Here is a 22,111-nt window from a genome sequence, read left to right on the forward strand (position 1 = left end):
ACATTTTTTTACTGAACCTTTTTCCACACACCGGCTTGGCCAGGCGTTTCCCCTTTGGTCCACCATTTTGCTTCACAAACGGCTCCATTGTAAGATACCCGTTCACCGCCAATGTAAGCCTTGGAGCTGTTCCAAGCCACGGTTGCTTTGTTAAAGTCCTGCGACTTCTCCATAAAACAGAACGTACACAGGAACCCAACGTTGAACAGGTTCTCAACACGCCGGATGAGCACGAAGATATCATTGCCCTCACCGATCGTCTGACCTCTTCCCTGACTGAGGCGATTGAAGCCGCTGAGGAAGTAGTCCGGCTGCTGCGTGGATATATAAAATGAAGGAGCCCACAGATGATCTGTATGCTCCTTCGCCCTCATTATATTCAATTTCCGCTGCCAGACTCATTCTCAGATGACTCATTTCTTTCAGACGTTCCATTCTCAGGCGTCTGCTCTTCAGAAAGCGCACTTTCATCGGACAGCTCATAAGATATGCCATCCACAACAACCTTGTCGATTAGGGACACATCCAGCGGTTTATCCAGCTTCACGATAACTTTGCTTGTATATGGCAGCTTCTGCTGTGAGTCATTTTCGGTTCCTGAGGACTCCGGTTCTTCTCCACCATCAACCGACTCGGAAGAATCTGAGCCTGCTCCTTCTGCGTCTCCCGCTGTTGTCCCCGAATTCGAATCTGTCTGATCCTGGCTGGAACCAGAATCTGTTCCTGTTGGATCGGTGCCCGCTCCCCCTGTTGTTTCATCCGTGCACGTCCGTGATAGTTCAGGACTTGCCGCTTCAAACAATAGGTTTGCATCCTGACCCAGGACCTGGAGATTCTCCATATTGAAATCCCGGCAAGCTGCCGACTGTTTGAAATGGAAGCTCAGTTCAGTCAAGCCCTTCTGCTCACCTTCTTCCACTACGGACGCCGTCAACAGCGGCTGCTCCGGAACCGTATCCTGCGAGACAGGAGGCACGGTAACTGGAGGCGTATCAACTGAATTCGGATCCGCAGGATCCTTCCCGTTTTGCACCATGAGAAAGATACCGCCGGCCAAGATGAGGACAAGTGCAGCTGAAGCTATTTTTACGAACCTCGGATGGCTTCGGATAAATCTCATGAATGGCGAAGCCAGCTCGGCCCTAACCTTCGTATAGACCCCCTTAAGAACAGGGTCAGGGTTACTAAAATAAGTCTTCACGTACTCCTTATTCTTGAATGCTTCGCGGTCATGGGTCTTGAAGTACTGGACGATCGCGGCAGCATAGGCCGGCACGAGACCCCGTGGTTTAACGAATACCGGCTGCTTCGCAGACCATTGAATATACTGGTAGACCACTTCAGGACTCTTGCTGTACTTATGTACATAATCCAGCAGGCCACGGTAGTCAATAGCGCCGGAATGAATCTCCGTGCAGAAGGCCAAGGTGATGCTTTCAAAATGGGATGGCGCCACATCCTGCTGCAGCCACCTCCGCATAATATGCTGGGTGCGCTCCCGCTCCTCGGTTGAAAGATCGGCAAGCACCTCCGCTTTAACTTCGGTTCTGCTGCACCACTGGTACAGCGCCAGCATGACAGCCGCTTTGGAGCGTATTCGGGAATCAAAACGTTCTACCCACCCTTTGAATTCCTTCGGCATTTGCAGAAATCCAATGTCCAGAAGCTGCTTCCGGTTCAATTGCTCAGGCTCCAATTCTCGCAAGAGAAAGAGGTTGGCTGCATAAATCATTCGGTCTGCAAATGCGGTCCCGCCTTGGTAACGAGCGATCCCCCGCTCTTCGTGATGCTCCAGAGAATCCAATTGATCCAGCACGGCGTTGACCGCTCTTACAGGATCTGCATCATGCTGTAATTTATCGATGAGTTGGGCTTCAGCCAGCCTAACATAATTCTCCTGTTCCAGCAAAAGGGGATGGTTCCTCACCCATAGACTGATCAGATCAACCAGATCCGTTGGCGTTACCCTCTGTTTCATACTGGCTTTCATATAAGGATCGAACATCAGCGCAGGCAGCCCCGGGCTGGTCAGTACTCTGGCATAGAAGGCACGGCTTAGAGCCGGACTGCCCTCCAGCAAGCCATAAATCGCCTGGGTCACATCCTGACGCTGCTTCGACAAGGCATTATTTAATGAGCGAATAAAATATTCCACAATCATGTCATTGTGCTGTCTAGGGTTGATGCTGTGATAGTCCTTCACGGACCCGGCAATCGCCGGATCGGGAACCTGTCCTCCCTTCACAAGCTCAAACTCATGGGCAAACAGGGCAAGGAACAGATCATCCAGCCGTTTCTTTAAACCCAGAGCCCCGGCTGGCTCCAGATAGAGCAGCAAGGCACGAAGCACAGCAAACTTATGGTCGTTATACAGATCTTCACGGCCCTCTTCGATCTGGAACAGCACGCATAAATCGTCGTAGCTATCCAGAGAAATCTGACGGGACGGCTCCATATCCGAGAGCATCTGCTCCGCGAAGGCAAAAAAACGTTCAGATCGGGCCAGATCCAGCACTGTATCCCATGCAAAATCAAGATAAGGCTGCTCGGACCATTTCAAATCCGCATTAATGACCCTTCCGGCAGCAAGCTCAAATAAATAGTCCTTCTCAATGTTGCGGTCATTCAGGCGCAGGCCGCCCTTCTCCACGAACATGAGATGAAGTCCCTTCTTGCTGTAGGGTTCCTTGGCATACGTTACGAACCCAAGCACCCGGCGCAGCGCGTAAGGCAGTCGGCCAAACAACACAAAGAGCAGCTGCTCCGCCTTCGCGGACAACTGTTCCACCGGTACATCCAGTACGATATACACCTTTTTCTTACCCGCAGCTGCGGTTATCGATGCATAGAGCAGTTGCTTGAATACCTTCTCGTCAATGCCCAGTTCCTGCAGTAAGGCCGGGGTTTGGTCAGGCGAGACGGGAACTTGCGGGCGAGCCTGAACCGGCATGGCAGATAACTCCGGCAGCTCTATCCCCTCTTCAATATCGTAATGATTGGCAAAAGAGGCCTGGAGCCAAGTCCGGTAAGCGGAATGCTCATCTTCCAGAAATCCGTCAGGAATCACATAATGGTGCGTAAAAAAAGCGCTGCGAAGTCCCGTGAAATCCGCTGGCTGAAACACACTGCGCCCCAGCACCGTCTCCCCTGTTTCCGTATGGAACAGATGAAGAGCGGCAGGATAAGCCTCGGCGTCCTTCTCGCTGCGTGCCGTAAGCTCTGCCGGAGCTTCATACTGACAAAAGGGATGCAGCACCTTTTTGATATAGGAAGGTTCCAATCCTGACGAGCGCGCAACCGTATCAAATCCTTCAGCCGAGCGAAACACGCCCCGCCGTTCCCTCGTGTACATTTGCTGCTGTATGTTTCGGAAAGGGAAATCCGGCACTAGTCATCCCTCCCCTCAATATACTTCAGCTTGTACAGAAGCCAGATGAACGGTTCGTCCACCCGGATCGGGCTGACCACGCTCTGCAGCTTCTGATCCACAGGGTTGCTGCCTAAGGCAGACACGGCAAAATACGCTGTATTCGAAAAATATACATCCATTGTGCCTTTGAACGGACGGTCGACCTTCTCGATAAAGCGGCGAATCTCGCCATCGATATTTTCAAACTCGGTCATGTTCAAATGCTTGCGGTGAACCATATTGTTGAATATGTTACTGTTCAGCTTCACATATTCGCCATCCTCATCCTTGAGCGCATGAAGCATATCGCTCTTGGTTAGGACGACAGCTGTCGGAATATCCGTTTTGCCCTTGTCCTCATAAGCAATGAAATCACCGAACATAGTCAGGACAACATCGCGAGGTTCATCGTACTGGGATACCCATTCGCCTGGCTGATCACCGAACTTCAAACGGATTTTCTCCCGAATGGAGCGAATCTGGAGCGGATCGACCATAAACAGAATGCCCGCGGAGTTCTTGATATGCTGTCCATGAAGTCCCAGGTAGTCCTCGTCCACCATGCCTTCACCCGCCACGTCAAAAAATACAAGCGTTAACGGCGGCTTCGATTCATCCTTGAACACGAATTGAAATATAAAAGGCTCCTGCATCTTCTCCTTCTGAGTAGACGCCAGCAAATCTCCGCGTTCAAACAACGGTTCCTCATATCCGGTGCGGAACTTGCGGCTGATCTCCGCATTCAGCGGCATACAGGCCGCATCGAAGTGATCCGCCGTCGTATGCTGCAATGTATGGATCAGCGAAGTCATATACACCGACTTGCCCACTTGGGATGCACCAATAATCGAGATAATGTTGCTCGGTACCTTCCCTGCGGTCACAGGCAGCTCATTATGGCATTTCGGGCATAAGCGTCTGCGTGTGACGACACCGTAGCGGTCGTTCAATCCAACCAGCACATGATCCGAATAAATGTGATGCTCCTCCGGTATGTCGCTTGGCCGGATGATAGCCTCAATATCATAGACCGAATCCAGCCCAAAGCGTTCGCGGTAACGATTCAGCTCGTCGTCTTCCCCAAGTGCATAATCCTCGTCGTCCTCACGGTCGTGGGCAGCCCGGAAGACAACCTCCTTCGGCGTGAACTTACTGAAACAGTAAGGGCACACAATATCATAAAACAGCGGCCTTGGCTCCGGCTCCGGCTTCTTCTTGAAAATATCAAAAATGCCCATCATTTGTACCTCCCTCTAAACCTCTGGATTGCATGGACGCTTTCGTTGTTGTCACTGTGTTCTATCTCTGCTCTCTCTATCTATACACCAGCTCATACCGTTGTCCATACTTCTTCCCGTCCGTAAAAAACAGGCGTACATAATCGTTCTTACCGACCTCAATGACGGGCAGTACATTCCGTCCGGCCCCAAAATCCGTAACGAACGGGTACAATATCCCGTCTTCCTTGTTCACCGGATAAGCTCCCTCTTTCTTCACATAGCAGAGAGCCTCCTTCGGTACAGGCACTTCGGCTGTAACCTGAATTTCAATCGTTTTATAGGATTGCAGCCAGCGGCTTTTTTCGCGAATGGAGTATACCAGCATGGCTTTACCGGTGCTGAACTGAATGCAGTTCGCTTCATCGGGCTGTGTGATCAAGGTGGTCTCCCCGTTTTCAGAAGAGAAGGCATACACCGTATATGAGATCTGCCCAACACCATCCACACGATCACGATAACCATTATTCGCCTTGTATTCGTCTCTGGTATACAAGCGCAGGCTGCCAAGATGCGGATCTCCATTCGATGCGGCGAATCCGTCATCCATCACACGTTGAATGTATACCGCTTGAAGACCAGGCGGCCAGTTCCAGCGAATCGTGCAGAAACCTTCGTCCAATTGATGGCTTAATCCCTGAATAACCCAATCTCCGGGCTCCGCATTTTTATACTGCATATCGAACGCCCCCTGCTTAAAATCCTCGGCTTGTCGAATCATTCGGCCGTTGTCCACGTCCTGTTCGGCCCGGCCGCTGCGTGCCGCCAGTTAACCTGCCGTTCTCCTTGACAGGTATCACCAGCGTGAACAAGGTCATCAAACCTGCGAGGATGAAGCATGCCAAGAGACGCACACTGGCATCTCTGACTTCTCCCCCGGAGAGGCCAAATTCCAGAACAACGCCCGCCAGTAAGCCCGATACCGCACCGCCTATGCTAAAGCTGCGCGCGAGATAACGGTTGTCAAACACCAGGCCGAGCGCCAGACCCATGGCAGTGCCAATGAGCAGCATCGCAGCAATTCTTCCGATCTGATAATAAACGCTGTCTTCCATAGCGCCCGTTCGCTTCGTCAACAGCGAACGGTCCCCGACATCATCATAAATTTTCTGAAAAACAAAAGACAAGTCTGCCGCATTCTGCACATCGTAATATTGCCCGCCCGTCTCGGCTGCAATCGTTTGAAGCAGATTGGCACCATCCTTATACACGAGGCTAAGGCCAATCGTATTCACCGCGATTTGCTGCTGCTTGTAGTCCGCAAGCACACGATCATGGTCGGTTTCGCTAAATCCGTCTGACAGCATAATGACCATGGCGCTTCGCCCCGCATCCTGGCTTTCCTGAATATGCGACATGGTATCCTCAAGTGCGAGACTAATGTCCGTACCGCCGTCAGTTGTTGCCAAACCGTCGATTTCCGCCATGATCTCATCCTTGATTTCCTGGTTCTTCACACGGGTAAATGGCTGCAGTAACGTTGTTGCATGATCAAACACGATTACCGATACCCTGTTATCCCGATCCATGCGGTTGATCAGATTTTTGGCTGCTGTATAGCGATCCTGATTCGGGTCGGTATCCTTCATGCTGCCGGAATTGTCTATGACCAGAACAACGTCCTTCACGGGCTTGGCGCTGCCCGGGTTCAGCTGGTACACCCACTCAAACAGCATGCCAAGCAGGAACAGTGCCACCAAAGTGGATGGAATCAGCAGCTTCCACGATGTGCCCGTGTATCGCTGTCTCCAGGAGCTCCCGCTCAAACGGGGGGAGATCAATTCTGCGATTAAGCAGGCCAAGCCGATGCAGAAGGCCAGAATCCCGAAATAGATTCCCGTAACCACAATAACGGGAAGCCCTGTTCCCCACTGGCGGAGCAGAAATTCCCCAATGGCAAATCCAATTCCCCCGCCGACCAGACTCAACAGCAGCAGGAGAGGGTTTATTTTTCGTTGCACAATACGCGCCTACTCTCTTTATCAGAATCTAAGAACGCTAGCGCAGCTCCGGGAGCAGCGCCGGTTCCATTCCATGAAATTCATAACCGTTCGCCGTATAGGTTTCGTAGTAAGCTCTGCCATTCCGGTAATACATCAGATCCTCCAGATGGAAGCCCCCCATCAGATTCAGCTTCTCGACCCCGCTGGAGCGCTTCTCATGCACGATGCCAAGCTTGTATACTCGTAATGCTTCATCCGCACGGATGGCGTAGCGAACGAATTCACTGTCGGCATCGCCGAAGAAATATTTCTCTTCATATCGATGCTCCTGCGTATAGTCCAGCAGCCTGACCAAAGTAACGGAGTTCTCCTCCAGCATCCGGTAGAGCACCTTAAACAAATCTTCCTTGGCAAGCACCTGCTTGTTATGATACTCGATGGTTACGTTCGCCCGGCGCAGCAGCTCCTCCTCGAAGGTCTGCACAAACGGCTCTGCCGTCAATAAATCCCTTAGACAGACTCGAATCATATTGGCCAGGATCGGCTCCGTACCTTCGTGAGTGAGAACGGATAAATTGCCGACATAGCGATCCTCGAAGAATACAGCCGCGCCGCGCTTACTTTCCAGCTCCAGCATCAACTCCTCTGTCACCAGGCCATAATACTCCATCAAGTTCTGACCGATATAATCGTCTGCCGTGCGGATACTGGACTGAGCTGCTTCCAGCAATTCTGCTTCCAACTGGTCCAGCATGCTCGCTTGCTGCTTGTAATGCCGGTGAATCTGCTCAAGCTCCGCCTCATATAACCTGTACAGCGCAAGTTCGGTCTCCAGAAGCAGCAGCTCATACCTGCGATGATAAACCTCGCCTACAAAAAAACGAATGAACTGGCGCACATTCTGTTTATCCCGAAAGGGCAGTTTCTTGAAGGGCTGGGTTTCCACGCTTTCTTCATAATAGCGGGTTAGTTCTTCCTGCTCCGTCTTCAGCAGACTGCCGAGATCCCGGATTCGGGAACGGACCGCTTCGAGCAGGATCCCCGCTCCACCCTTGTCGCTTGTCCACTCCACGATTTGATAACAGCCGATATGCGGATGTGTGGACAACGAGCGGCGAAGGGCAGCGTGTACTTCTTCGGCTGTGCTCGTATCCCCTAGTCTCTTCTGGACCTCCAGCTCATAATTGCTATGGAAAAACTGCTGGCAGCCTTCTCCGAACAGTGCCTCTTCGGCCTCGCGGATATTCATCCGCTTCAGTCCGGCATAACTGACAGGATGGGACATCATGCCTTTCAGTCCGTCCAGATGTTCGACATTCGGGAGCATCCGGTTCGCTCTAGCCGTTACGGCTTCCGGGTCGAGGCCGAAGTAAGTCAGGCATTCCTGAACCTCCGGTTCAGGTCCGGTCTTCATGCGCTGGAGAAGTCCCCGGCAGAGATGATAGAGGACCGTTAAGGCAATCGGCTCGTTCGGCCTTTTTACCCGGGCAAAGCCAGCCGAGACAAAGCCTTGGCGACCGGATTCGGTCATGATGTTGCTTTTGAAGGATGTATTGTTGTAAACGCCTCTGATCCCGTCATATGCCTCGTCCTTCTGCTTCCGATTCTTAAGCAAGCCGAGATGACAGATGATATCATAGATATCCTGCATGCCGGAGTAACCGGAGATGCCCCGCTCATTCTTATCGGACAGCACGTAGACCAGATCAAACAACGGCGAAGCCGGGTGAACGACCGGGATGCTCAGTCCATCCTCCGTCATTTGAAGCGGTGCGGAGAAGCTGTAATCCCGGCTCTGCATCAACTCAAGCTCCCGTAAGAAGGCGACCCCCACGGAGCTCGTATAGCCATAGGTTTCAATCTGCTCCCTCTCATTGATTAGCGCGTACAAATCCATCTGCACCGATTTGAACGACTGATTGAAGATGGATTCTGCCAGTAATGAAATTTCCGGGATAAATACATTAAACGGGTCATCGACCCGTGTAATGATAGACAGATGGACCCGGTCAAAAGACGAATAACTGCGTCCATAATCTGAAATATGGTGGCTCAACTTCCGAATGGCTTTATTTAACCCAGACAGGGGGCCCCGTTCTTGATAGAACGCCTGATACAGCTCTTTGCGCAAGGACTTGGACGCACCGTCTGCCACCGGCAGATCCAGTTGATAACTGTGAAGACGATTGGAGGATTCGGAGCCTTTCGGCCCCGGCCTGCCGCCACGGTCTGTTCCCACATGAAAATAGATGACACTTGCGCTGTTGTCCCATTTGCGGTCATGAATCTCCATGATCGGTTCGATGGCTGCCGCCGTCATATCACCGATGAACAAGTATACCTCCGGGTAGTGGATGCTGCTCTGATCATCCTCCATCAAGGTAAGCTGCTCTTCCGACTTGGCATAACCGGCAGCATACTGGCGAAGAATTTCCCTCATCGTCTATTTCAACCTTCTTCGAATGTCGTTTAATTTGGAGGATACCTGTCGGTAGAACTGGTACCGCTCTTCGCCGTCCGCTAGCTCCACCTTCTCGTATTCCAACCGGTCGCGCGTCTCCAGGAAACGCTCAGCCAATTCCTCCAGCTTACCGAGCAGCGGCGTAATATCTTCGGAAGCGGTCAGCTCCTGATCCCGGCGGGAAGATTTGCGCAGCAGCGTGCTCCGGCTTTTCTCATCCAGCTGGCGGAAATGCTTGTAGACTTCATACTCCACGTCATTCACGCTTTTCAGCAGATTGGCAAACGGCTCCCAGGAATCCTCTTCCGGATCGCGGTCATAGACGAACAGCGCACCCTTCTTGGTAATGGTCCCGGTATACATTGCCTCGATAAATTGATCCAGCCATTTCTCCTCATTCTGATTGTCGCTGATCAAGAGCTCGAATGCCGTGATTTTGGCGGCAATGGCGGCATACTTCTTCAACTCTTCACGCACGCTGCGAATCATTTCCGGTGAACGGATCAAATTCTCTTTAGCCATATCCTCATTGATGCTGTTGAAGATATCCTTGGACCCCACCTGCTCGAGGCCTTCGTTCATCAGTCGCTTCAGCTCCGTCCAGGCCCGCTTCACTTCGCCCAGATTAGGCTTAGGCGTGTCCAGCTGAAGATCATAGGCACGAAGCAGCTCGCTGAGATCAAATGGCTTCGTGAACACAACCGCATAACGGCTGCTTGTATTCTGGTCCACATCCTTCTCCATGATAACTTTATACGTAAGTGCCTGGTTGAATTCTGCACGAACCCGGGCGTTATAATCCTGAACCCGCGGGTTGATATAAGTATCGCCCCAGGACTTCTCAGGAATCGGCGAAGGCAGGTAGGTCCAGTTGTTGCGGTCTGTCTGCACCAAATGACGCCCTACGCCTTCCTTGTCCATGATGGTGCGTTCGTAACTCTCCTCATAAACCTTAAGCGGCGTGTAAACGAACAGCGGCACACCGTTCTTTGTATTCAACCAGAATATCCGATTCTTCACTTCACTTTCCTTCACCGTGAAATGGGATTTACCCACCGAATTGTTCTGGTAATTGCGAATGCCCTTCAGAATGCTTGGCGCCTGCACAGGCACGGACACAAAGCCCCAGGATGGGAAGTACAAATTGCCTGCGCTGTTGCTCAGATGGAAGACCGGCACGGCTTCATCATCCAGCTTGCTGGCGATGTTGCGCTCGACGAACTTTTCGATGGAATCCTCCTGCCCGAATTTCATGGTCAGGAAATCCTCCATCGAGCGGGTGATCAAATCGCCGAATTTGTCCGTCAGAAACTCGGAGATGGATCTGACGATATCAATCTCCTGCTCCCGTGTCCAACGATTGGCATGGCTCAGCAGTTCCTGTGCGAAATCCCGGATGAGATCGTCCACATCTTTTTGATCCATGATTTTGTTGATCACATCGGAGATGTCGGGCACGCTGACCAAGTTCCAGTAATACGTCTTGTTCCCTTTATGATCCTGCTGTTCATCACCGTTGACAAGGATGTCCCCGTTCTTGGCAAATATGGAGTTCAGCGCGTTCAGAATTTCGGTATATACGCTATAAATCCGGTTATTCTCCTGGTTGAGCAGATCGTATAAATCCTCATAGAATTCAATCATCTGCTCGGTGCGTTCCACATCGGCTTCCAGCCAGTATTCATTGATCTTTGCTTCAATATAGATGTTCTTCTTCTTATCCTTAGAAACAAAAGCACTCTTCGCATCGCCCAGGCGTTCGATCGCCTGTTCTCTGGCCGACTCGATGTCGCGGGGAATGCGGGTCAGGTTCTCCCGGAGCGTTTCGATGTAAGACAGCAGCATCTTCAGCAGGCTGAAGCCCTTCTCCGTATAAATCAGACGGGATACATAGAACGGTCCTTGCTGCGGATGCAGGAACATCCGGCGGATTTGGTCGCTGAATTGATCCACGATCTCGCCTGGAAGCTGCTTCTTCGCTTTGATGTATTCCTCACGGGCTCTGGCGAGAAAATTCTGCTCCAGCTCCGTATCCATATTAATGACCTGATTCTTCACCACATTGGCATAGCTGAGCCGCTCGCTGTTCTGATACCCGGGCAGCGGCTCCGGTACGCGGGACTCGAAATTCTTCGTCATCGAGTCCAGGTCGATGCCCAGCTTACTTGCAAACTTCTCAACATCCTCCTGGCTTGGCGCTTTCTCGAACATGGTTTGCATTTTGCCAAATACGCGGTATGCCAGATAGGTGGTCATCTCCTCGATAGGCAGCACGGCCGAGGATGCTCCGATAATGTTGTAATCGTAATTGGCAGGATAGGCTTTGTTCATCTGGGCAATGTTGGTTCGGATGTTGCTGATATAATCATGGATTGCAAACTCTTCGCCGGACTGCTTTTCCTCGCTGGCCATGAAGTTCGTGATATTCTCGGCGGTGACATTCATGCAGTAATCATAGGCGTTCTCCAGCAGTTTGCCCTCCGTATTGGTAGCAGAGATGAGATGGCACAGATTAAACGGAGGCAGCGGCGAATTCACGTTCAGAATGCTGCCGTACTGCTGCTTGAACCGCTCGCCTCTGGCATCCACGTTCATCCAGTAGTCAAGCTCCTTTAGCGCCGCATATCCGTTCTTCTTGATGTACTCGCGCGTGTGCTCGCTCAAGCTTTTGTTAGCCAGATTGATATCCGGCGTAAACAGATAACCGAGTGTGTTCACGCGGTCAATCCCCGCAGAGCCGTGATCGCGCTCAATAATGCCGCGGACGATATAAGCAATATCAAGGAAGCAGCCGCTGCCTGTCCCGCCGGACAATCCGGTCAACAGGAAGACCATCAGCTTTTTGTTGGTGCCAACCGATAATGTCTTAATCTTCTTATCGATCGCTTGCACCACCTGGGTGATTTTCGTAAACAGAAGCAAGCGGCCGGCCTGACGGACACCGGCTGCCCCGTTCATTCCATCGGTAATGCTTAGCTCCGGCGACAGCCAATCCGTAATGTATGGCTCCAGGATGCTGCGATTCTGAAGGAGCCCTCCAATCTCCGCATTCGAGAGAAGCACGAATTCATTGATCGGATCAAGCCCTATTCCCTTATAGCGTTTATTCTTATCCTGTTCGTTGGTCTCAAAAGCCAGAAACTCCACATTGTCCGGCTTGTCCATTCTTTTCTTGGACAAGGGATCCTCCGGCAGCTTAAACCGGCGGTTAATCTGATATTTCAGGCGCAGCAGCGCATCGATCCCCGTGCCTCCAAGTCCAATGATGAGAATCGGGTTGTCGATGGTATCCACTCGTATTTTCTCACTGACAATCCCGCCTCCGAGTGAAACGTCAAGCTGTTGTATATGTTCTCTAACTACCGGTTTCATAATTTCCCCTCCTGATAGGTCATGGCTTAAGAGGTTGTTCAAAAAGTCCGCTTTTGATCATGAACACGCACTTTAAGCCAAATATTCAAATAATATGGTCTTGTCAGCCTGCTGCAGGGAAACTCTCAGCCGGTCTCCGTTCTTCAGTTCCGTCCCTTTCGTGGCATCCAGGGCACGTCCCGACTTCTCAATCACAGCCGAAGAATTATTTCTAAGCATGATGCGATCATTCTTGCCAGGCGTGAACAGAATCTTCTCCGTCTCCTTCAGCTCAGGTGCCAACTGCAGAAGCTGGTGCAGGTTGAACTTCCCTTTGAATGAAGTCAGCTTTTTGTATTGCGGGAAGGTCTTCTCGCCGGTATTCTCATCCCTGATTTCAATCACGATCTGACCGACAAAGCCCTTGTTCGCTTTCTTAATCGCGCCTAGTATGAAATAAGCTCCAGCCCCCACAATGAGCAGAGCAGCGATGCCAATGATTACGGGCCATAATGGAAAAGGTTTCTCTTCATCGCCTGCGGTCAGCTCATTCCCACCGCTGCCGGAGCCCGCGGCGGCTGCTTTCGCACTGATCTTCACAGGCGCGCTTTCGCGGTAGAAGCTCTGCTCCTCCGCCCTTACCCGCAGCTCATAGTCATGCTTCTGCGGAATTTTGTAACTCCCTTCAAAGCTGCCGCCTTTGTTCTCCAGCTCGACCTCCGACTCGTCACCGGTGTCGAGATCCTTCACCAACAGCTTGGCCTTCATGTTGCCGTACAGTTCATTGTTTTGCAGCTTCTGTCCGTTGCTGACGAGATACGCGTTAATATCGATTGTATCCCCTGCCTTCACCTTCGATGATGACGGAGGATCCATGGTCAGCTCCAGATCGTAGTTGAACACAAGATTGATATCGATTTTGTCTTTGGATACACCCTTCACCTGCAGCTTCCAATCACCCTGCTGCGGCTTCAGCAGCTTGAGAAGCGAGTAGGAATTGGATGTGGAGCGCATGACATTAGCCGATGGAATGCTCTGCTCAGCACCAGTGGGGTCCATCAGTTTAACGTCCACGGGACTTGAGGACATAATAGAAATATTCGCTTCCAGCACGTTTGCATTCGGTACGTTGACCGTGACCTCCTGATAGCTGCCATTGCCGGTAATCGACTGCACGGGTACAATCTTGAGCTGCTGGTGGCTGGCAAAAATCTCGCTTAGAATTTGCGGCAAATCATCCGCCGAGCTCGTGGTAAAGGATTTTCCTCCCGTTTGGTTCGCCAGCTCAGCCAAAGCCTCTTTATTCAGCTTCCCGTCGGCGTTCAGACCAATCGTATAGATCGGGATGCCGCTTCCTTTGGCCTCCTGAACCGCCTGGTTCAAATGATCTGACGCTTCTTGGCTCGTCTTGCCTGTGTTGGGGTCCAGATCATTGTTACCGTCGGCCAAAACAACGATCATAGGTGCATGAGCCGGTTCCATGCCCTGCTTCAGCACCTTCACCGCTTCATCAAGACCTACCGAAATGTCAGTGTAAGGACCGCGGTCCAGTTGGTCGATAAACTCCTTCAGCGCCGTTTTGTCCGCCTCCGATTGAATTTCCAGCAGTGCCTTCTCCCGCTGAATCCGGTCGGTATAGGAAACAACGCCGACTTTGTCGCCGGTTGTGGACAGCATGTCGATGAACATCTTCATCGCTTCGCTGCCGATTCTGTCAGGATCACTGTTTTTCATCGAGTTGCTGGCATCCATCACCAGAACGGCATCTATCTTGGAGCCTTGCGAGGCTGCCATTGCCTGAGGCAAGGTTCCCCCGCTCCAGGTCACGATCAGCAGCGCTGCTGCCATCAGACAGAGCAGCCATTTATTGTTACGTAGCATTGATTTTACTCCTTCACCCATTTAATCTAGCATTTGAGGATGCCTATGTTCGATCCTCTAATCTAACTGTAGGCATTAAGTCTTAAAAATATATGAAAAAAAGCTTAAAAACGATACATCCACTTTCATTTCCTTGGTATGTTTATATAGGAAATACCATGCAACTCACTAAAATATCCCAGTACTATGTCCATATGATATAATTATACCTGCCAAAGTTCAACATAATCAGTGTATCACCCGGACTTAGGACACAAGGCTCATTCACCATTTTCACCCCCATTACGATACCGGAAAGGAATAGGTATATGATTACATACGGATGTCTCGGGATTTTGTTTCTTTTTGTCATCATCAAGATCACGGCATACTTCAAACGTAAGAAGAACGCCCCGACACCGGAGCAGCTGCACCAAACGCTGCTAGAAGTCGCCAATTCAAAGAGGGAACGGCATGGATAAGAAAAAGCCGGTACAACTTCGTCCCTATATTAAAACGAGATATGTCTACCAAAAGTTAAGGGTTTGCAAACATTGCCACAATTTTACGATTCTGTGGGAAGACAGCTGCGCGTTCTGTAAACGCCACTCGCTGGTCCACGTGATGGAGCTTGCAGAGAAAAAGGCCAAGCGTTCCATGCAGAGTGACCGGCTTCTCTTCTATATTATAGGACTCTCTGCCGTACTTCTTAGTCAGACCTTCTTGCAGATCGTGATCTCCTTTGCTTGTATGGTGGTCCTGCTCGTATGGTTATGGCTGATCCAGCGGCGAGTGCTGCAAACGGAGACCCTGCATGCTCTGGACAAGTTAATACGAAGTCATCAAAAACAGATTCTTGATGGCCTAGATCTGAACAAAGCAACGGCTGCTGCCGCCATCAAGGAAGATGCCCAACTAGGGTATGAGATCGTCAGGGAAATTTCTTCCCTGGTCCGAAATGACCGAATCCGCCTGCAGCAGATCGTTCTTCTGCAAACCTTCAGCCTGCGCAAGGATATGGAGCTTGAACTTGAACCGCTGCTGCTGAATGAGTTTGATCCGGACTTGGCCGCTTATATTGGTGAAATCGCCAAAATCAAGCGGGAACTGATTAACAGTAAAGCCATCCGTTACCTGCTCGATCATGAAGCTGACATTTTGCGGATGGAGCAAGGCAGGCAAATTATGATTGACGCTACCGGAGCAGCGGTACGGAAGAAAAAATATATCGACACATTCCCTGATTTTATTAGCCGCTATGCGGATGGACTGCCAAGATATCGCTTCCTCCGCTTGTATCAGATCGTACGCCGCAATCCCGGCTTGTCGTGGAACGGCCTGCGGGACCGGGTATCTGCCATTTATAATGAACAATACCGCTCGGACCCTGATTTTCAAAAATGGGATTAGAGGGGCTATACCGTTATGACGATAAAAAACACGCTAACCCTGCGTAATCTGTATTTTTTTCTATGTATAGTCCTACTGTTGTTGATTGGATATAAGGGCGTTCATATCTATCAAAAAATCCAGACAATGGCGCAAGCCGAACGATTGTATGCTCAGAAGAAACTCGTTCAGGCTGAGGAGTGGTATCAGAAGGCAAGCCGAAACCACTCCCTTCTATATAAAGAAGCGTTGCTGGCCTCAAGGCTTCAGGAGCTCGCCCCCATTACGTCTATGAAGCAGAATCTCTCCTCTCTAGATCAACGGTTGAATCAAGTGGGAGAAGCAGGCGACTTTTCCGCCTTCATGAACGTATATGCCGAGTTGCTTGATGCGGAGGAGAAGCTGACGGGGCACCAGGGATCATATGCTTCGTATTACGATGAAATTGTTGCGTTCTATGGCATACCCGATGATGTGAAGCGAATTTTCCTGCAATTCATCGGTTTGTTTAACCGCCAGGCCGACGAGCAGCTTGAAGAGTTGCAGTATGATGACAACAGCTTTAAATGGAACTTGCTTCGCATCCCGGACTCATTCTATGGCGGCGAGAAGCAGAAGGATGAGAAGCTGCTCAGCCTGTTCCAGCGTTACGATGAGACGGTAATGACCCGGTTGGCAGGAGCCGGACATTACGCCGAGCTGCTAAACTGGTCCCATGCCATAAGCTCCGAATATGCCAGCCGTTCAGTGAAGGCTGCTTGGGTGAGCGGCAAGACAGATGAACTTGTGCTTGCCATGCTGCAAAAGGATGCACAGCGGGAACGGCCGGCAGACTTTGTTTCACACGCCAAGGGTTACAGAGACTACTTGAATCGGAGTAATCAACAGAATTCGGATATGCTGGAGTATATTCAGAATCAGATCAACCGGTGGATCCTGGCTGCGGATGAAATGGTAACAGAGCAGAACTACGAGGAAGCTGTAGCGCTCTATGAAGCGCTGTCCGGGTACCAGGATATGAGCAGACCATTGCAAGCTGCAAAATTGGCCTGGACTATTCACGATCCCATTCGTTTGTTCAATATGGCAGATATTCAAGGCAGCTTTAGTTATGTCAGCGGAGGCGGGAAACGTTTCGGGGGATTGGCATATGCCATTGGAGTCGATGAAGGGAATATCATCTATCTAGCGGTTTTAAACGCCGATGAAAGCGTGCAATTATTCCAAAATCATGATTTCCCGTCTGAAATCGCGATCCGCCAAGTTTCAATTGAAGAATCGCTCAGCACGGAGACAAATCCGGTCGTCCTGGTGGAAGGTGGCACAGGAACCGATCTGGTATGGTATTCAGCCTATGAAGCCAGGGCTTCCAATCTGATTCCGCTGTTCCAGTTTACCGCCGAAAGCTATCAAATCCTTCCGGATAAGTCTCTGCTGGTTACCAACTTCGAAGGAGCAAGCCCGGAAGAGATCGCCATCTTCGAGCGTCAGGGAGATCAATACGGATTCACAGGGTTTCAGCCCAATTATACCGACATCGATATTGCTGATATCGAAAGTCACCGGAACAAGAAAGTCCGCTTCACCATCAATATCCTGGCAGGGGGCTATGGTGAAGCCCTTGCTGAACGGGATGGCCACTATGTGATCTTAAGAGGCGAGCTGGATTTCCCTGCGGGGAGTGCAAGCATTATAGGAACGTTTAGCGAGTATCAGCAGATGGAGATACCAGGCAGCCAGGATCCTCCTGCCTCCGACCCGACCGAACCGGAGGATATACCAGCTGAGGGCGATTCCATGGAGGAAACGGATATTCCAGGAGATTCCGTCCCCACCGAGGTCATCAATCCTGAGGATGCCCAACCAGACAACAGTGAGAGTCGTGACAGTACTGAAACTGCTAAACTCACGCAGGTTCCTGTCATTCAGGTAGAATCGGTAGAATGAGTCATAAGAATGAAGGCCTGTCACAATGAATTCATCCTATTGACAAGGATGAATTCAAGATGGAAGAGAAATAACAGGAAATATCGGCAAGACATATTAAAGCGTATAAACGATACCGAAAGAGGTCCCCACTTTCATCAAGCTATGCAGATGCAGATGTAGAAGTGGGGTGGCTTCTTTATGCCTTATTCAAGAAACTTTCAGGGACAACGGTAAGATCAAACCCAAAAACGATGGGAAGCAAATAATACACGGCAAGGATAATAATGATTGTGGCAAAAATGTTAACGGAGAAACCTGCGCGAACCATGTCAATAATCTTTATTTTCCCCGTGCCGAATATGATCGCATTGGGCGGCGTGCCGACAGGCAGCATGAAGGCGCAGTTGGCCGCCATGGCGCAAGGCACCATAAGAGCGAATGGATGAATACCAAGGGCGATGGCAAGGGCAGCTACGACAGGCAAGATCATCGTTGCTGTTGCCGTATTGGACGTAATCTCGGTCATCATGATGATGAGAAGTGTAGCACATGAAATAATAACAATAAGATGAGAACCATTGAGTATGGTCAACTGCTCACCCATCCAGTCAGATAAGCCGCTGGAACGGAACCCTGCCGCAATAGCCAAGCCGCCTCCAAAAAGAAGGAGTACACCCCACGGAATTTCCTTCGAATCACTCCAATTTAAAATACGAGAGCTTGTTTTTGCTTTAGCTGGAATCATAAACAAAAGTGCGGTTGCCATAATTGCAATCATCCCATCCGAGATCCCGGGAATTGGGATGAGTAAACCATCTTCTACCCATAAAAACTCACGAGTGATCCACATAAATGCAGCAAATACAAACACCGCGCCAACCATACCTTCTTCAAAGGATAACTTGCCAAGTTTTCCGCGCTCGCTTTGAATCAATTCTCTTCCGCCTGGAAGTTGTTTAATGGACGTGTTGAACTTCATTTTCCCCAAATAAAACCATGTGAAGAACAGCATTACAATGACAACGGGTACGGCAAACAGCATCCACTGGGCAAAGGAAATGGTAATACCAAATAACTCATTCATTTGGGCAGCTAGAATAATATTAGGCGGAGTGCCGATTAATGTCCCGAGTCCACCGATCGTTCCTGCATAGCCAATAGCAAAAATAAGGGACTTCTCAAATTTCGGCAGATCCTTTTCTTCCGGCCTTCCCTTCAAAGCACTGGCAACCTGGGCGGTAATCGCAAGGCCCATTGGGACCATCATCATAACAGCCGCGGTATTTGACACCCACATCGATAAAAATCCAGTTGCAACCATAAAACCTAGCAAGATACGCTGTGTGCTGGTACCGATCATCGAGATGATAAATAGGGCCATTCTTTTATGCAAATTCCACTTTTCCATCGCCGTAGCAATGAAAAAACCGCCCAGAAACAGAAAAATAATATCGTTGCCGTATGATGATGCCACCTCACTGCCCTGCATCGCTCCTGTAACAGGAAGAAGTATGAGCGGCAGCAATGATGCAGCCGGTATAGGGATCGCCTCTGTAATCCACCATGTGGCAATCCATAACGTAACGGCGAGCACGGATTTCCCTTCCGTGGACAGTCCGTCAGGTTGGAAAAATAACATCGTCAATATGAACAAGGCTGGCCCCAGTATAAGCCCGATCAGCTGAGCTTTTGAGTACGGCTTATTGGAGTTTTCATTCGGTTCTTGACTCTTCATATCCTCAACAGCATTTTCTTCGTTATGTTGAATAGCTATCTTGTCTGATGCTTGTTTAGGTTCTGGCACAGCTGCTGATTGATTCCGATAGAAGAATACATTCAGTATGTTTTTTGTTCGTTTGTGCTGTGCCCACAGGCTGCGCCAAGCTGACAAAGCCAGTTGTCTCATCATTTACCCCTCCATTTTGTAAGCGCTTTCGATAATTCTCTTATATATTTGCCTTTCCGTATAGGTTTTGTAACTAATATCTGGTTTTTTGTAACTAAAAAAAGTGTGTGAACATGAAAAAACTCGTTGCAAATTTGCAAACGAGCTGCATGAACTTCATTTTTTATCTGGTTTTTTGCAGAATAGAAAGCACGTAATCATGCCCCTCCTGACTAAGCTTGTAGCGATGAAGTGGACGGCCGCTGCCTTCATAGCTGACATCATTAAGCAGTATGTTGCAGTCCTCCAGGAAGCGCAGATATTTTCTCAGCGAGACTCTTGAAATCCCTGTTACCTCAGCTAACGCAGCTGTGGAAAACCAGCCCTCCAGCCCATGAAGCTCACGTAGAACACGAATATATGTTTCTTTTGTAATCCCTTTGGGCAAGTTCTCCTCAGTTCTTTCTTTGTTCCCGTTCCCTTGATGAAATAATTCATCCAGCTCTTTTTGCTGAATTCCTTCTTTTTGCAAATGGATATATCTGAACTTGTATCGCATAAGCGCCTCTTGAAACCGCTCGAAATCAAAGGGCTTGATTAAATAGTCAACAGCCCCGTAACGAAGAGCCGTTTGTATAGAGCCCTGGTCATTCGCGGAAGAGACAACGATAACATCAACTGAATGGTTAGATTTCCGTACATCAACGAGTAAATCAAGCCCGTTCTTGTTCGCCAGATATACGTCAAGTAAAATTAAATCAACTTTTTTATTTTTTAGAATCTCCCATCCCGCTTCCACTCTATCTGCCGTTCCTGCCAATTCAAATCCTGACACCTTGTCCACGTACATTCCGTTAAACTTTGCTACCATCGGATCATCTTCAATAATCAAGACCTGAATCATGCCTGGTATGGGATGCGCACCGTCAATTTCATCCCGTCTCCTTTCCTTGATGATATATGCACAGTGCCGTCTGTGTCTGCCGCCGCTTTGTGGATTAGATGCATGCCGTAGCCCCGTCCCTCTCCTTTGGTAGAACTTCCTTTTCTGATCCATTCCCCTGGAAGCTCTTCCGATAGACCTGGGCCATTGTCACGCACCGTCCATTCAAGCCAGCCGTCCTTGGTTGAAGACAATTCAACCGTTATTTCTTTTTCTTCCTGCCCGGCCATCGCTTCATAGGCGTTGTCCAAACTGTTTCCTATTATGGTAGTAAGCGCATCCAGAACTTCTGACCGTGCAATGGAAGGCCACGCTTCTTGCCCTGTAAGTGTGACTTTGACATCATGACCCTGTAAAAAGGTGAGCTTATTAAGCAAATATCCTGCTAACACAGGGTCTTTCACATAGTTGGAGACCCAGCCTACATCTTTTTGATAGTAATTTGAAATTTGTTTTATATACTCCAGCAATTCCTTGTAAGATTCTGTATGTACCATTGCTGATATCACATGAAGCTTATTCATGAACTCATGCGTGTGAACCCGAAGGCTTTCTGCATAATTTTTGGCCCCTGATAATTGCTCCAGCATGCTTGTCAACTCCCTCTTATCACGAAACGTAGCCAGTGCTCCTACGAGTTTGCCTGCTGCCTTAACAGGAACACAGTTTACGACGATTTCCAGATTGTTAAGTTTTTGCGGCTGGTCCATCTCTGCTCTTTGATGAATGAGAACTTCCTGCAGCTTTGATTCTGGCATAATTTCTTGCACATTTTTCCCAATAGGATCGACTCCAAGACCAGCCCTCTTAAATATATCCCGCGCTGCCGGATTGGCCACCACCATGATCCCCTTTTCATCAATAGCCACTACTCCCTCACGAACGGAAGCAAGCATCGCTTCCTTTTCCTCCAGTAGTTTGCTTATTTCAGCCGGCTCCAGCCCATGCATCGTGTTCTTGACCTTTTGCGCCAGCAGGAGTGCACCAACTAAGCCTGCAGCCAAACCAATGCTCATGCCGAAAAGGATAATCTTTTGACTATGAAAAACCGCATCATTTATTTTATCCTTTGCCATCCCCACCGCCACTGCGCCAACCTGCTCTGCTCCGTCCCAAATTGGCACAAAGGCACGCATCGACTCTCCCAAAGTGCCGAGAGCGACCGATGTATAGCTTTCTCCTGCAAGGGCTGGCCCTTCGTCTCCTCCTACAAACCTTCTGCCAATCATCTCTTCGTTAGGATGAGAGAGGCGAATGCTATTCATATCCATGACCACGATGTACTCAATGTTTGTGTCCGCTTGAACATCCTTTGTATAAGTCTGGACCGCACCGCCATAACTTCCATTGCGCAGGCTTTCCAGAGTGGTGGAGGTGTGCCCCACTGCACTTGCAATCGCTTTAGCTTTATCTTCGAGATTTCTCTGGGTTGTAGTTGCATAGTCATTTGCAATAAGTATACCTGTCAAAATAAGAGACACCGCAAGCACAACGGTTACCAGTAAAATGATAAGCGTTTTTAGTTTATAAGGTCTATTCGAAAAAACAAATGTTTTGAGACCGTGTACCATCCATCTTGGTCACCTTTCTATCTTGTTTTGATAAAATGTAGTGGAGTCGGTTTTCCTTGCAGATAAATTCGACAACGATGTCACAAAACCCTT

14 protein-coding genes are annotated in these 22,111 nt (G+C 49.6%); 3 read left to right on the top strand and 11 right to left on the bottom strand.

Features of this window, described 5'->3' with window-relative positions; all coding sequences use genetic code 11:
- Positions 1-8: 8 nt before the first annotated feature.
- From PVOR_RS31165 to PVOR_RS27570, 8 genes are all read right to left on the bottom strand, one after another.
- Entirely contained in the window at positions 9-374 is a 366-nt protein-coding gene (locus tag PVOR_RS31165) for a carbohydrate-binding protein (protein ID WP_006212850.1), read from the bottom strand.
- A 5-nt stretch (positions 375-379) separates the two neighbouring features.
- On the bottom strand, positions 380-3,388 hold the full coding sequence (locus PVOR_RS27540) for a GAP1-N2 domain-containing protein (RefSeq protein ID WP_052649326.1): 3,009 nt from the start codon (positions 3,386-3,388) through the stop codon (positions 380-382).
- The gene (locus PVOR_RS27545; protein WP_006212852.1) at positions 3,388-4,647 is read right to left on the bottom strand and encodes a TRAFAC clade GTPase domain-containing protein; all 1,260 of its coding nucleotides are present in this window, start codon (positions 4,645-4,647) and stop codon (positions 3,388-3,390) included. Before PVOR_RS27545 ends, PVOR_RS27540 begins: the two co-directional genes overlap by 1 nt.
- A gap of 76 nt (positions 4,648-4,723) precedes the next feature.
- Positions 4,724-5,365, bottom strand: coding sequence for a hypothetical protein (locus PVOR_RS27550; protein WP_006212853.1), 642 nt, complete (start codon positions 5,363-5,365; stop codon positions 4,724-4,726).
- Between the two features lie 16 nt (positions 5,366-5,381).
- Positions 5,382-6,647, bottom strand: coding sequence for a vWA domain-containing protein (locus PVOR_RS27555; RefSeq protein ID WP_006212854.1), 1,266 nt, complete (start codon positions 6,645-6,647; stop codon positions 5,382-5,384).
- Positions 6,648-6,684: 37 nt separating this feature from the next.
- Positions 6,685-9,069 (bottom strand): hypothetical protein, encoded by a 2,385-nt coding sequence (locus PVOR_RS27560; RefSeq protein WP_006212855.1) that lies wholly within the window; start codon positions 9,067-9,069, stop codon positions 6,685-6,687.
- Positions 9,070-9,072: 3 nt separating this feature from the next.
- Positions 9,073-12,462, bottom strand: coding sequence for a tubulin-like doman-containing protein (locus tag PVOR_RS27565; RefSeq protein ID WP_006212856.1), 3,390 nt, complete (start codon positions 12,460-12,462; stop codon positions 9,073-9,075).
- A gap of 72 nt (positions 12,463-12,534) precedes the next feature.
- Positions 12,535-14,322: a vWA domain-containing protein gene (locus PVOR_RS27570; RefSeq protein WP_006212857.1), complete on the bottom strand. Its 1,788-nt coding sequence runs from the start codon at positions 14,320-14,322 to the stop codon at positions 12,535-12,537.
- 308 nt (positions 14,323-14,630) lie between these two features.
- On the opposite strand from PVOR_RS27570, the gene PVOR_RS31170 reads away from it, so the two are divergent.
- The 3 genes from PVOR_RS31170 to PVOR_RS27580 are packed head-to-tail and all read left to right on the top strand — an operon-like array spanning position 14,631 to position 17,637.
- Positions 14,631-14,783, top strand: coding sequence for a hypothetical protein (locus tag PVOR_RS31170; protein WP_006212858.1), 153 nt, complete (start codon positions 14,631-14,633; stop codon positions 14,781-14,783).
- The gene (locus PVOR_RS27575; protein ID WP_006212859.1) at positions 14,776-15,711 is read left to right on the top strand and encodes a hypothetical protein; all 936 of its coding nucleotides are present in this window, start codon (positions 14,776-14,778) and stop codon (positions 15,709-15,711) included. Before PVOR_RS31170 ends, PVOR_RS27575 begins: the two co-directional genes overlap by 8 nt.
- A gap of 15 nt (positions 15,712-15,726) precedes the next feature.
- Positions 15,727-17,637 carry a hypothetical protein gene (locus tag PVOR_RS27580; RefSeq protein WP_006212860.1) on the top strand — a complete coding sequence of 637 codons (1,911 nt, stop codon included), beginning with the start codon at positions 15,727-15,729 and terminating at the stop codon, positions 17,635-17,637.
- 178 nt (positions 17,638-17,815) lie between these two features.
- Here the strand turns inward: PVOR_RS27580 and PVOR_RS27585 are convergent, their stop codons facing one another.
- From PVOR_RS27585 to dcuS, 3 genes are all read right to left on the bottom strand, one after another.
- Complete coding sequence (locus PVOR_RS27585) at positions 17,816-19,525, bottom strand: SLC13 family permease (RefSeq protein WP_006212861.1); 1,710 nt, start codon at positions 19,523-19,525, stop codon at positions 17,816-17,818.
- A gap of 163 nt (positions 19,526-19,688) precedes the next feature.
- A complete protein-coding gene (locus PVOR_RS27590) occupies positions 19,689-20,408 on the bottom strand; it encodes a response regulator (RefSeq protein WP_006212862.1) in 720 nt (239 codons plus the stop codon).
- Complete coding sequence (gene dcuS / locus PVOR_RS27595; protein ID WP_006212863.1) at positions 20,405-22,018, bottom strand: DcuS/MalK family sensor histidine kinase; 1,614 nt, start codon at positions 22,016-22,018, stop codon at positions 20,405-20,407. Before dcuS ends, PVOR_RS27590 begins: the two co-directional genes overlap by 4 nt.
- Positions 22,019-22,111: the final 93 nt, after the last annotated feature.

It is taken from the genome of Paenibacillus vortex V453 (genome assembly GCF_000193415.1).
GTDB classification, from domain to species: Bacteria; Bacillota; Bacilli; order Paenibacillales; family Paenibacillaceae; genus Paenibacillus_AQ; species Paenibacillus_AQ glucanolyticus.

Excerpts from the sequence above, each read along its gene's own strand:
- PVOR_RS31165 (WP_006212850.1), bottom strand. The coding sequence starts at position 374 with ATGAGGGCGAAGGAGCATACAGATCATCTGTGGGCTCCTTCATTTTAT.
- PVOR_RS27545 (WP_006212852.1), bottom strand. The coding sequence starts at position 4,647 with ATGGGCATTTTTGATATTTTCAAGAAGAAGCCGGAGCCGGAGCCAAGG.
- PVOR_RS27550 (WP_006212853.1), bottom strand. The coding sequence starts at position 5,365 with ATGCAGTATAAAAATGCGGAGCCCGGAGATTGGGTTATTCAGGGATTA.
- PVOR_RS27560 (WP_006212855.1), bottom strand. The coding sequence starts at position 9,069 with ATGAGGGAAATTCTTCGCCAGTATGCTGCCGGTTATGCCAAGTCGGAA.
- PVOR_RS27565 (WP_006212856.1), bottom strand. The coding sequence starts at position 12,462 with ATGAAACCGGTAGTTAGAGAACATATACAACAGCTTGACGTTTCACTC.
- PVOR_RS27570 (WP_006212857.1), bottom strand. The coding sequence starts at position 14,322 with ATGCTACGTAACAATAAATGGCTGCTCTGTCTGATGGCAGCAGCGCTG.
- PVOR_RS31170 (WP_006212858.1), top strand. The coding sequence starts at position 14,631 with ATGATTACATACGGATGTCTCGGGATTTTGTTTCTTTTTGTCATCATC.
- PVOR_RS27575 (WP_006212859.1), top strand. The coding sequence starts at position 14,776 with ATGGATAAGAAAAAGCCGGTACAACTTCGTCCCTATATTAAAACGAGA.
- PVOR_RS27580 (WP_006212860.1), top strand. The coding sequence starts at position 15,727 with ATGACGATAAAAAACACGCTAACCCTGCGTAATCTGTATTTTTTTCTA.
- PVOR_RS27585 (WP_006212861.1), bottom strand. The coding sequence starts at position 19,525 with ATGAGACAACTGGCTTTGTCAGCTTGGCGCAGCCTGTGGGCACAGCAC.
- PVOR_RS27590 (WP_006212862.1), bottom strand. The coding sequence starts at position 20,408 with ATGATTCAGGTCTTGATTATTGAAGATGATCCGATGGTAGCAAAGTTT.
- dcuS (WP_006212863.1), bottom strand. The coding sequence starts at position 22,018 with ATGGTACACGGTCTCAAAACATTTGTTTTTTCGAATAGACCTTATAAA.